General features: G+C 63.9%; 11 protein-coding genes. 4 read left to right on the top strand and 7 right to left on the bottom strand.

The features are described 5' to 3' along the window. Positions 1-137: 137 nt before the first annotated feature. The 6 genes from ABNP46_RS16165 to torS all read right to left on the bottom strand — a co-directional run bounded on the left by ABNP46_RS16165 (position 138) and on the right by torS (position 7,493). Entirely contained in the window at positions 138-791 is a 654-nt protein-coding gene (locus tag ABNP46_RS16165) for a riboflavin synthase (protein ID WP_349919200.1), read from the bottom strand. Positions 792-998: 207 nt separating this feature from the next. Continuing rightward, positions 999-2,108 carry a bifunctional diaminohydroxyphosphoribosylaminopyrimidine deaminase/5-amino-6-(5-phosphoribosylamino)uracil reductase RibD gene (ribD, locus tag ABNP46_RS16170; RefSeq protein WP_349919202.1) on the bottom strand — a complete coding sequence of 370 codons (1,110 nt, stop codon included), beginning with the start codon at positions 2,106-2,108 and terminating at the stop codon, positions 999-1,001. Between the two features lie 67 nt (positions 2,109-2,175). Beyond that, a complete protein-coding gene (nrdR, locus tag ABNP46_RS16175) occupies positions 2,176-2,625 on the bottom strand; it encodes a transcriptional regulator NrdR (RefSeq protein ID WP_349919204.1) in 450 nt (149 codons plus the stop codon). 150 nt (positions 2,626-2,775) lie between these two features. Beyond that, positions 2,776-3,204 (bottom strand): hypothetical protein, encoded by a 429-nt coding sequence (locus ABNP46_RS16180; RefSeq protein ID WP_349919206.1) that lies wholly within the window; start codon positions 3,202-3,204, stop codon positions 2,776-2,778. 106 nt (positions 3,205-3,310) lie between these two features. Continuing rightward, the gene (gene glyA / locus ABNP46_RS16185) at positions 3,311-4,564 is read right to left on the bottom strand and encodes a serine hydroxymethyltransferase (RefSeq protein ID WP_349919207.1); all 1,254 of its coding nucleotides are present in this window, start codon (positions 4,562-4,564) and stop codon (positions 3,311-3,313) included. 127 nt (positions 4,565-4,691) lie between these two features. Continuing rightward, positions 4,692-7,493 carry a TMAO reductase system sensor histidine kinase/response regulator TorS gene (torS, locus tag ABNP46_RS16190; RefSeq protein WP_349919209.1) on the bottom strand — a complete coding sequence of 934 codons (2,802 nt, stop codon included), beginning with the start codon at positions 7,491-7,493 and terminating at the stop codon, positions 4,692-4,694. A 70-nt stretch (positions 7,494-7,563) separates the two neighbouring features. Between torS and torT the strand changes: the two genes are divergently transcribed. The 3 genes from torT to ABNP46_RS16205 all read left to right on the top strand — a co-directional run bounded on the left by torT (position 7,564) and on the right by ABNP46_RS16205 (position 9,435). Further along, complete coding sequence (torT, locus tag ABNP46_RS16195; RefSeq protein WP_349919210.1) at positions 7,564-8,607, top strand: TMAO reductase system periplasmic protein TorT; 1,044 nt, start codon at positions 7,564-7,566, stop codon at positions 8,605-8,607. A gap of 110 nt (positions 8,608-8,717) precedes the next feature. Beyond that, complete coding sequence (locus ABNP46_RS16200; protein ID WP_349919211.1) at positions 8,718-9,014, top strand: hypothetical protein; 297 nt, start codon at positions 8,718-8,720, stop codon at positions 9,012-9,014. Between the two features lie 16 nt (positions 9,015-9,030). Continuing rightward, complete coding sequence (locus ABNP46_RS16205; protein ID WP_349919213.1) at positions 9,031-9,435, top strand: GFA family protein; 405 nt, start codon at positions 9,031-9,033, stop codon at positions 9,433-9,435. An 81-nt stretch (positions 9,436-9,516) separates the two neighbouring features. On the opposite strand, the gene torR is transcribed toward ABNP46_RS16205, so the two are convergent. Next, the gene (gene torR, locus ABNP46_RS16210) at positions 9,517-10,230 is read right to left on the bottom strand and encodes a two-component system response regulator TorR (RefSeq protein ID WP_349919215.1); all 714 of its coding nucleotides are present in this window, start codon (positions 10,228-10,230) and stop codon (positions 9,517-9,519) included. 146 nt (positions 10,231-10,376) lie between these two features. Between torR and torC the strand changes: the two genes are divergently transcribed. Then, the gene (torC, locus tag ABNP46_RS16215) at positions 10,377-11,540 is read left to right on the top strand and encodes a pentaheme c-type cytochrome TorC (protein WP_349919217.1); all 1,164 of its coding nucleotides are present in this window, start codon (positions 10,377-10,379) and stop codon (positions 11,538-11,540) included. Positions 11,541-11,543: the final 3 nt, after the last annotated feature.

Here is an 11,543-nt window from a genome sequence, read left to right on the forward strand (position 1 = left end):
CATGAGCGGCCGGGCTCCCTGCCAAGGCCCTCCAGCCCCACTGAATCGCCGCCATCAAGCAGCAACTTCAACTGCAAAACAGAGAATCCATAGCAAAGTACAACTGTCATTTTCAACCAGACAGAGACTTGCACTGCCTACAAGAAGCCGGATTGGGCCAGTTTTTCCAGGGTCAGGGTCGAGCCGCTCTGTTCCTGGGCCCTGCCCTGCATCAGCCGCTCCAGATAGCGGGCTATCTGATCCACCTCGAGGTTCACCTTATGGCCCGGCTTCCAGTTCGCGATCGTGGTCTCCTGGGCGGTGTGGGGCACTATGGTGAGGCGGAACAGATTGCCCTCTACGGCGTTGACCGTGAGGCTGATGCCATCCACCGCGATGGAGCCCTTCTCGGCGATGTAGCGGGCAAGATCGGTCGGTGCCGCAATCCAGTACTCGATGGCGCGGCCGCTGCCGGACTTGCTCTTCACCTCGCCGATGCCATCCACGTGGCCCGAGACCAGATGGCCGCCGAGGCGGGAGGTCGGCATCAGGGCTTTTTCCAGATTGACCGCATCCCCCACCTTGGCCTCGGCAAAACCGGTGCGGGACAGGGTTTCCAGCGACACGTCGGCGGTATAGCTCTTGTCGCCGAGGGCCACCACGGTCAGGCAGACACCGTTGGTGGCGATGGAGTCGCCCAGCTTGACGTCACTGAAGTCCAGGGTCGGGGCATGCACGGTGAGGGCCATGTCCTCCCCCTGACGACGCAGGGCAGCCAGGGTTCCCATGGCTTCGATAATTCCGGTAAACATGCAGATCACCTTGATGACGGGGCCTGACCCCGTCTCTGAAAATGTGGAAAGTGCGCCTCGCAGGTCTAGGTGGTCGTGGTGAGGATATAGCCCTCACACGGCCACCCAGCCTTGAAGCGCGTGGCTAGGCAATCTTGCCCGTGATGCGGATTGCCTGGTTCAATCGGCCACCCGCCGCACCTTTTTGAGCCGGCGCCAGGCGGCTGGTTAAGCAATTTTGGCCGTGATGCGGATATCCTGCCCCACCAGCCGCACATCCTTGAGGTTGAGCTTGGGTGCCTGGAACAGCCGGGTCAACTCGGGCAAGTGGAACAGACCACGTCCCTCATCGCCCAGGAGCTTGGGCGCCTGATAGAGCACCAGTTCGTCCACCAGCCCCTTGCCGAGCAGGGCACCGCACAGGCGCGGCCCCGCCTCCACCAGCACGGAGTTGATGTTGCGCTTGGCCAGCAGCATGAACAGGCTCACCAGATCCAGCTTGCCGTCGAGCAGCGGCAGCTCCAGCTGCTGCACCCACTCGGGCCAGTCCCCGTCCACCTTGTGACGAGCCAGCAGTACGGGCCCCGTGGTCTTGAACAGAGGCAAGTCCGGGGTCAGCCGGTTCTGGGAGTCGATAACCACCCGCAGCGGCTGGCGCAGGGTTTCCTTCGGGTAGACCGCCTTCACCGAGGGGGGCAGCTCGTCCCAGCGCACGTTGAGCGAGGCACCATCGGTCAGCACCGTCTCGGCACTCGACAAGACGGCGTCGTGGCGGGCACGCAGGCGCTGCACATCGGCGCGGGCCAGGGGGCCGGTTATCCACTGGCTCTCGCCGCTCGCCATGGCGGTGCGACCATCGAGGCTCGCACCCAGCTTCACCGTCACCTGAGGGAAGGCGGTGCGCATCCGCTTGAAGAAGCCGGGATTCAGGGCCTCGGCCTCGGCGCTCAGCAGGCCGAAGTCCGCCTTGATGCCCGCCTCGGAGAGCATGCGCAGGCCGCGCCCGCCCACCTGGGGATTGGGATCCACCATGGCGGCGACCACCCGGGTCACCCCGGCCTTGATCAGCGCCTCGGCGCAGGGCGGGGTGCGGCCGTGATGGGAGCAGGGCTCCAGGGTCACGTAGGCGGTAGCGCCACGGGCCTCTTCCCCGGCGGCGTGCAGGGCATAGACCTCGGCGTGGGGTTCACCGGCACGCTGGTGCCAGCCCTCTCCCACCACCACGCCCGCCTTGACCAGCACGGCGCCGACGCAGGGGTTGGGGGCCGTGGTATAGCGACCGCGGCGGGCCAGCTCGAGGGCCCGGTTCATCCATTGATAATCGTCTTGACTAAACATCTGGGCTCCCGTTCAACGCGAGAAAATAGGGGTTCTAACGCATTCTGTGGGTGGGTGGGTGGCTGGCTTACTTCTCCAGCTTGGCAATCTCTTCACCAAATTCGCGGATATCTTCGAAGCTGCGATAGACGGAGGCGAAACGGATATAGGCCACCTTGTCGAGGCTCTTGAGCTCGTCCATCACCAGGTTGCCGAGCAGCTGGGAGGCCACTTCCCGCTCGCCGGTGGCGCGCAGGCGGGACTTGATGTGATTCACCCCCTTCTCGATCGCCTCCATGCTCACGGGTCGCTTCTCCAGCGCCCGCAGAATGCCGCCCCTGAGCTTCTCCTCGTTGAAGGGCTCGCGGGAGCCGTTTGACTTGATGATGCGGGGCATCACCAGTTCGGCCATCTCGAAGGTAGTGAAGCGCTCGTGACAGAGCAGACACTCGCGGCGGCGGCGCACCTGATGGCCTTCCGCCACCAGACGGGAATCGATCACCTTGGTATCAACGGCACTACAGAACGGGCAATGCATCAGACCTCCGGCGCACACTCCAGGAAACTAAGGGACACCTGCCACTCGGGTCAGGATCTTGGCCTGCCAGTGTAACACGGCCACCCAAAACCGGTAAAAGCCCAGAAAAAACAATGCCACCCGAGGGTGGCATTGGCATGTTCGAGGCACTCAGTCGTCATAGGGCAGGCTGTCGGGATCACAATCCACATAATCGGGCGCCGGATCCTGCGCAAACTGCACCGCGTGGATGTGCGTGTTCCCCAACATCAGCGCCTTGCCGACCCGATGCATGCCATCCATGACCCGGCCCGCGCTGTCGAGAATGATGGGATAGGCGAGATCGGCGGCCAGCATCAACTGACAATGCAGGGCGATGCTGCGCACCGTGGGCGCCTCGCTGCCGTGACCGTACCAGTGCTCCTTGTCCAGCTCCGTTATCTGAGCCAGCGGCAGGGCTCGCACCGGCAACCCGCGGCCGAGCCTGATCAGCCGGCGCACATCCCAGGCCAGCAGCCCCTCCGGGCTTGGGCGAAAGTGATACTGGGCGCGGACGGACGAGACAAGGTCGTCATCGCTAAGCGAGGTCTGATTGGGCATAGGCTGATTCTCTTGGCTGGCTGGGCACGGCGCCCAGGTGACGCCCCCCTATCAACAACAATGCCACCCGAGGGTGGCATTGTTTTATACCAGAAACACTGGCTTATCAGGCATAGACCGGCAGACGACGGCAGATATCCAGCACCTGCTCGCGCACGTTGGCCAGTACTTCGTCGTTGTCGTGGTTGTCCAGTACATCGCAGATCCAATGGGTCAGCTGGATGGACTCGGCTTCCTTGAAACCGCGACGGGTGATGGCCGGGGTACCGATACGCACACCCGAGGTCACGAAGGGGGAGCGTGGATCGTTCGGTACCGCGTTCTTGTTGACGGTGATGTTGGCTTTGCCGAGGGCCGCATCGGCCTCTTTGCCGGTCAGCTCACGACCGATCAGATCCACCAGCATCAGATGGTTGTCGGTGCCGCCGGAGACGATCTTGTAGCCACGCTCGATGAAGGTGGCGGCCATCGCCTTGGCGTTCTTCACCACCTGGGCCTGGTAGGTCTTGAACTCGGGCTCGAGGGCTTCCTTGAAGGCCACGGCCTTGCCGGCGATGACGTGCATCAGCGGGCCGCCCTGACCACCCGGGAAGACGGCGGAGTTCAGCTTCTTGTACAGATCTTCGTCGTCGGCGGCGGAGAGGATCAGGCCACCACGGGGACCGGCCAGGGTCTTGTGGGTGGTGGAGGTGACCACGTGGGCATGGGGCACGGGGTTCGGGTAGACGCCAGCGGCGATGAGACCGGCCACGTGAGCCATGTCGACGAACAGATAAGCACCGACCTTGTCGGCGATCTCGCGCATCTTGGCCCAGTCAACCACGCCGGAATAAGCGGAGAAGCCGCCGATCATCATCTTCGGCTTGTGTTCAACCGCCAGACGCTCCATCTCGACGTAGTCGATCTTGCCGGACTCATCGATGCCGTAGGGAATGATGTTGTACAGCTTGCCGGAGAAGTTCACCGGGGCGCCGTGGGTCAGGTGACCGCCGTGGGCCAGGTTCATGCCGAGCACGGTGTCGCCCGGTTGCAGCAGGGCCATGTAGACGGCGCTGTTGGCCTGGGAGCCGGAGTGCGGCTGCACGTTGGCATAGGTGGCGCCGAACAGTTCCTTGGCGCGCTCGATGGCCAGGGTCTCGACCACGTCCACATACTCGCAACCACCGTAGTAACGCTTGGCCGGATAGCCTTCGGCGTACTTGTTGGTCAGCTGGGAGCCCTGGGCTTCCATGACGCGGGGGCTGGTGTAGTTCTCAGACGCGATAAGCTCGATATGCTCTTCCTGACGACGGGTCTCGTCTGTGATGGCCTGCCACAGCTCTGGATCATAGCCGGCGATGGTCATGTCACGTTTCAACATCCGTATATCTCCTGAAAATCGTTTGCGCGATAGGTGAAGTGGGCCGCGGCATTGTAACGTGAGCGGGATCAAAGAGACAGTCCAACCACCTAAAAAAATGTTGAATCCATGTTACTAAAGGCGAATTTCATCCCTCGGTGGCCCCCGCTTTCGCCATCAGCCAGCGCCGCAATCCATGGATCGCCGCCTCGAATGCCGGGGTCAGGGAGCGCGGATCCCCCTCCTCCGCTTCCAGCTCGGCGCAGCGCTCCGCAAACTCGGTCAATCCCAGCGCCAGGGCGCTGCCCTTGAGCTTGTGGGCCAACTGGCGATGCACCTCACCGGGTTCGCTCATGGCCAGTTCGGCCACCAGTTCGGCGCCTTGCGACTCGAACAGGGCGACCAGTTGGCGAATGCGCGGCAGACCCAGCACCGGCAGATCCGCCTCCAGCACCCCATTGTCCGAAGCGGGGTCTGTCTCCCTTGCTGACTCGCCGGATCCTGTCTTGCATTGACGGGCGATGGCGCTGGCCAGGGTTGCCAACCGCATGGGCTTGCCCACGAAGTCGGCGAAGCCGGCAGCCAGGCAGTGACGAATATCTTCGGGATACATCTGGGCCGAGACCGCGATGGCAGGCAGGGGGCGTCCATGGACCTCCTCGCTGATGGCATCGAGATCCTCCCGCAGACTGATGCCGTCCATGTCCGGCAGGTTGATGTCGAGCAGGGCCAGATCGAAGGGGCGCTCACTGATCCAGGCCAGCGCCGTGCGTCCATCCTCCGCCAGGGTGACCCTGTGGCCGAGGCGCGCCAGCATGCCCTGGGCCACCAGGCGATTGATCTCGTTGTCCTCCACCAGCAGGATCTGCCGGGGCTGACTCAGCATGACGGGCTGGGGCTCGGCGGGCAGCAGGGCCGCCGAGCGTTGCAGCGGCAGGCTGAAGCTGAACCGGCAACCTTCCCCCGGCTGGCTGCTCAGCTGCAATTCCCCTCCCATGGCGCTCACCAGCCGTCGGCTGATGGCAAGACCCAGCCCCGTGCCCCCCTGATGGCCGAGATCCCGCTTGCGCTGGCGGAACGCCTCGAACACCGCCTGCTGCTCCTCTGCCGGGATACCGGGGCCGGTATCCTCGACCACGAACTCGATGCAGGGCTCGGCACAGGGACCGGCGCACCCCAGCGGCATCACGGACAGGGTGATGCGCCCCGTGCGGGTGAATTTGACCCCGTTGCCCAGCAGGTTCCCGATCACCTGGCGCAGTTTGCCCATGTCCCCCTCCACCACGGCAGGCAGGGTGTCACCGTAATTCAGTTCGAGGCACAGCCCCTTGGCCTCGGCCTTAGGCCGAAACAGGGTGCAGAGATCCTCCGCCAGTTGCCGCAGCGGGAAGGGCTCCCGGCGCGCCTCCACGTGCCCCGCCTCAATCTTGGAGTAATCGAGGATGTCGTTGAGGATCTCCAGCAAAGATTCGCCGCTGTGGCCGATGGCGGCCAGATAGCGCTGCTGTTCCGGGTTTAAGCGGGTATCTTCCAGCAGGCTGAGCCCCCCCAGGATGCCGTTCATGGGAGTGCGGATCTCGTGGCTCATGGTGGCGAGGAAGACGGACTTGGCCCGGTTGGCCTGCTCCGCCTCATCCCTGGCCTGGCGCTGCTTCTCCACCTCCTCGTTGAGGCGCTGGTTGGCATGGCTGAGCTGGCCGGTGCGCTCCTCGACCCGGGACTCCAGCTCCCGTTGATAGCGGCCTAGCTCGATGGCGTTGTCGCGAAACACCTGCAAGGCCCGGCCGAGTTCGGCCAGCTCGTCCTGGCCCTGGTGCATGCCGGTTGCCTGGGGGGTCAGATCACCGTGCGCCAGCCGGCTCATCCCCTCCACCGCGTGTTGCAATGGCCAGACGATGCGGCCGTAGACCATGCGCCACATCAGCAGGATCAGCAGGCCCAGGGTGAGCAGGCCGATCAGTACCAGGGCGCTGGCCAGCAGTTGCAACTGCTCGCGCAGCACTTGCTGACTCTGGCTGAGGGCCTCCCGGGTTCCCGCCACCAGGCTGTCGACCTGGCGGTTGAGGCTGCCCATCATCACCTCGTTGGCCGAGGCCAGCACTCGCAGCGCCTCCCCTTTGCCTATCCAGTCGCTGCGCAGTTGCACCAGCTTGTCGCTCTGTGCCAGCAAAGCCAGCGCCTGCTCCACCGAGGCCCGGCGGCCGGGATCCGTCACCGCGCCCGCCCGCAGTTGCAAGATGGCCAGGGCCTTGCGGCTCTCCTGTTGCAGCTCCTGCAAGGCGGGTTGCTGTTCGCTGCGCCAGATCTCCTCGATGCGCTGCTGCTGCATCAGGGTGCGGTGACGCAGCTCCGTCATCTGCTCCAGCCAGTCGAGATCCTGTTCCAGCAGCCGATCCAGCGCGGCATCCGCCTGTTTGCCCTGCAACCGATAGAGGGAGCCCATGCCCGCCACCATCACGGTTTCGGCGTTCTCCATCTGGCTGCGGGCGAGCTCCGCCGCCTCCCCTGCGGCCTCCACCAACCGGGTACGCAGCGCCCCGCCTTCGGCCATGAGCGTGAGCCGCTCCCCCACCAGCCAGCCCTGCTGGCCGAGATTGCCGATGATGGTCTGGCTGAGGCGGTGCAACTGCGCCAGCTCCCCCTCGGTGCCGAGTTGCTCCAGTCCCTGCTGCATTTGTTGACCCAGCAGGGTCAGCAGGCGTCCCTGATGTTCCCGCTCGGCTTCGCTGCCCGCCATGGCCAGCAGGTGGGAGGCGTTCTGGATCTCGCCGCCAAGGCGCGCCAGAGTGCGGGCGCTCTCCTGGCCCGCCAGGGTCTGCTGCACCCCCTGCTCCAGCTGGCGCAGACGATTGAGGCCAACCCAGCCGAGCAGGGAGGCACTCAGGGTCAACATGGCCATCAGGGAGAAGGCCAGCAGCAGTTTGCCACCCAGGCCGGAAAACATTCTCACGGGGGATCCCTTGGTTATGGTCGATTTTGTCCGGATAATACGGCCTCACACTTTAACAAAACCCTCTGCCATGCGAAGCCTCTCTCTGTGCATTCTGCTAGTCCTGCTGGTTCGCCCCGCCGTCGCCTTCGAGGTGGATCACTGGCCGGATGGCGCCTTCACCGGCCAGCCGACCAGACTGAGCTGGCCGGCGCCAGCTCCGCTGGCCAAGCCCTTGACCCTGTGCGCCCTCTACCCCCATCTGCGAGATGCCTACTGGCTGTCGGTCAACCAGGGCATGGTGGAGGAAGCCAAGCGGCTCGGCGCCCGGCTGCGGATCCACGAGGCGGGCGGCTACGGCGCCCTGGCCGAGCAGCGCAAACAGTTGCAACAGTGCGTGGATGAGGGGAGCGATGCCATCTTGCTCGGCGCGGTCAGTTACGACGGCCTTGCCAATGCCATCAAGCAGACCCCGCTGCCGGTGTTCGGGCTGGTCAACGATCTCGCCCCCGGCCTCGCCATCGCCCAGGTCGGCGTGCCCTGGTACCAGATGGGCTGGCGCATCGGCCACTGGCTGGCAGAGCGCCACCCGGCAGATAGCACTCCCGTCACCGTCGCCCTCTTCCCGGGCCCGGATTCGAGGGGCGGCACCTCCTTCATCGAATCCGGCTTCATCGACGCCATCCGCGGCAGCGCCATCCGGCTGGTGACCACGGCGCACGGCGACAACAGCCGCGAGATCCAGCGTACCCTGGTGCAGCAGACGCTGGTCCACCATCCCGACCTCGACTACCTGGTCGGCGGCGCCATCGCCGCCGAGGTGGCGGTCAACGAGCTGGCCCAGCACCATGCCGACCATCCCAAAGTGCTCTCCATCTACTTCAGCCATGGGGTTCAGCGCGCCCTGCTGCGGGGCAAGATCCTCGCCGCCAACAGCGATCAGATGCGCGAACAGGGTCGCCTCGCGGTGGCCCAGGCTCTCTGCCTGCTCCGCCAGCCAGATGCCAGTGAAACCCGATGTCCGCGCGTCATGGGTCCGCCCATCCTGACTCTGACCGCCCCCCTGAGCGCGCCGGAGCACTCCCTGTCGGATGGGGATTTTCGCCCCGTCTACCGGGTCGGGCTGACCCCCTGACCCCGGTCCAAAACCCGAAGCGGATCACAATTCCCCCCTGCCGGTTCTTATAAGATATTCATTCGAATCATTTTTTATCCTAAGACCACGACGGCAAAGGGGGAATTGTGATGGATCATCTGCTGACTTTTATCATCCTGACCGTGTTCTTTCTGTTCTACTGGGTCTACTACAGCCACCAGCGCAAGCGTGTCCCCACCACCCAGTGGGAAGAGGTCCCGACCCGGGCCCAGTACCTGAGCGCCCACCCGGAGGCGGTGGACGGGGAGATCCTGTTTTGCCACCATTGCGGCCATCACAAGCAGCTGGAAGTCGGGCTGGTGCACCTTGCCGACTTCAGGCGCGAGTGGGCCTGTGCCAGATGCAAGCAGGTGCTGTTTCGCGCCGAGGATGACCAGCTGGCCTGAGAGACGAGGGAAAGGGATGAGAATGCTAGATGCGAGCTGCCTGTGCGGCGCCGTCAAGCTGCGCCTGCCGGACAGCTTCGATTACATGGGCAACTGCCACTGCGGCGAGTGCCGCAAATTCTCCGGCTCGGATTACGCCTCCGTGGGCGGGCTGGATGGGGACAAGGTGGAAATAGTGAAGGGCGGCGATGCCATCGCCCGCTTCCAGAAATCAGAAGAGACCAGCCTCGCCTTCTGCCGCCACTGCGGCGCCAGCCTGTTCAGCCAGAAGCGCAGCAGCGGCAAGATCAACCTGCGGCTCGGGGTATTGGACGAGGCGCCGAGCCAGCAGCCGGGCTTTCACATCTTCGTCGGCTCCAAGGCCCCCTGGCACCAGATAGGGGACGACTGCCCGCAATTTGAGACCCAACCACCAGCCTAATGACAGAATAAATATCTACCTATAAAGAAAATAATTATTAAATAACTCACAAATTTCATTTAAAACAGCTTAATTCACTGCCTAGGGGGCTATCTGACCGGCAAACAGATACCCCTCGCCATGGACGGTGACAAACAGCCGGGGATCCCGCGGATCCTCTTCCATCTTTCCCCGCAGCCGGCGGATCAGCACGTCTATGGTGCGATCGCTCGGCCCGTCCCCGCGATGGCTGGTGAGCGCCAGGATCCGCTCCCGGCTCAGCACCCGACCCGCGTGGGCGACGAACACCACCAGCACCTCGTACTCGGCCTTGGTGAGGCGCACCGGCACCCCGTCCTTGGTGAGCTGACGGCGGGGAATATCGAAGCGCCAGGGGCCGAAGCAGACCGCATCATCATCGGGCTCGCGCGCCTGCGCAGCCGGGGCCGCCAGCGAGATGCGCCACAGCAGGTTCTTGACCCGCACCAGCAGTTCCCTGAGCTCGAACGGCTTGGTGACATAATCATCGGCCCCCATCTCGAGCCCCACGATCCGGTCCACCGCATCGCTGCGCCCGGTCACCAGGATAATGCCCACCGTGCTGCGGGCTCTGAGCTCCCGGGTCAGCAGCAGGCCATCTTCCCCCGGCAGGTTGATGTCCAGCATCACCAGGTCGATATCCTGCTCCGCTAGGGTGGTACGCATCCCCTGCCCGTCTTCCACCGCGGTCACGGCATAGCCCTCCCGTTCGAAATAGCCGGTCAGCTTCTCGCGGGTCACGACATCATCTTCGACGACCAGAATGTGGTGGCGCATGGCAGGGCTCGCAGCAGGGACAGGGGGGAACATTCTATTCATATTTTTTCATAAATACCCCTATTTCATTAATTTTTACCGGCAACCCTGTTCACAGCAGCTCCCTATCATGGCTCCCATCAAAAAAGCGATGTGAGAGACCTTCCATGAAAAAACTGTGGCACTTCCTGCGCACACCCAGCCGCCGCTGGTCGGTGCTGGCGCTGATCCTGGTCGGGGTCGGCGTGACCCTGGCCGGTACCGTCGGCCTGCACTATGGCTTCGAGAAGACCAGCTCCCTGGAGTTCTGCATCTCCTGTCACTCCATGGAGAGCACCGTCTACCCGGAGTACAAAGAGTCCGTTCACTTCAAGAACGCCTCCGGGGTGCAGGCGGTCTGTACCGACTGCCACCAGCCCAAGGACTTTGTCGGCAAGGTGGCCCGCAAGATGGAGGCCGCCAACGACCTCTATCAGGAGTACATAGGCCACAGCATCGACACCCAGGAGAAGTTTGAGGACAGGCGCTTGCACCTGGCCGAGAAGGTCTGGGCCCGCATGAGCAGCCAGAACTCCAAGACCTGCAAGTCCTGCCACAGCTACGACAACATGGATCACGCCAAGCAGTCCCCCGCCGCCGCCCTGGCCATGAAGGACGCCGCCGCCAAGAACATGAACTGCATCGAGTGTCACAAGGGCATCGCCCACGAGCTGCCGAACATGGCTGGCGGCTTCCGCGCCACCTTCGCCAACCTCAAGGCGGCAGCCCAGGAAGCCCCGGCCGCCGAGACCCTCTACACCCTGGCCGAGAAAGATCTCTATGCCAGCGAGCAGGGCACAGAAGCCGTCGGCAAGCTGCTGCCTGCCTCGCGCATCGAGGTGCTGGCCCGCAGCGGCGATCGTCTCCAGGTGTCGGTCGAAGGCTGGCGCGAGCGTGACGGCAAGGGCCGGGTACTGAGCGAATACATGGGCAAGCGGGTCTTCGTCGCCACCTTGCGCGACGAACTCAAGGCCGGTGAGCAAGTGCTCAAACAGGAGATGGACGAAGCCACCCAGATCCCCTGGGAGCAGGTCCGGGTTCAGGCCTGGGTCGATGGCAAGGGGCTCGAGCCCTCGCTGCAGCCCATCTGGGACTACGCCGGCGAGATGTACAAGTCCACCTGCAACTCCTGCCACGCGGCGCCGGATCCTGCTCACTTCACCGCCAACGGCTGGATCTCGGGGCTCAAGGCGATGTCCGCCTACTACCGCCTGAGCAAGGAAGAGGAGCGCACCCTGCTCAAATACCTGCAGAACCACGCCGCCGATACCGGCGGTCAGGGTAGCCACTAAGGA

The sequence above is a fragment of the Aeromonas veronii genome (assembly GCF_040215105.1).
Taxonomy (GTDB): Bacteria; Pseudomonadota; Gammaproteobacteria; order Enterobacterales; family Aeromonadaceae; genus Aeromonas; species Aeromonas veronii_G.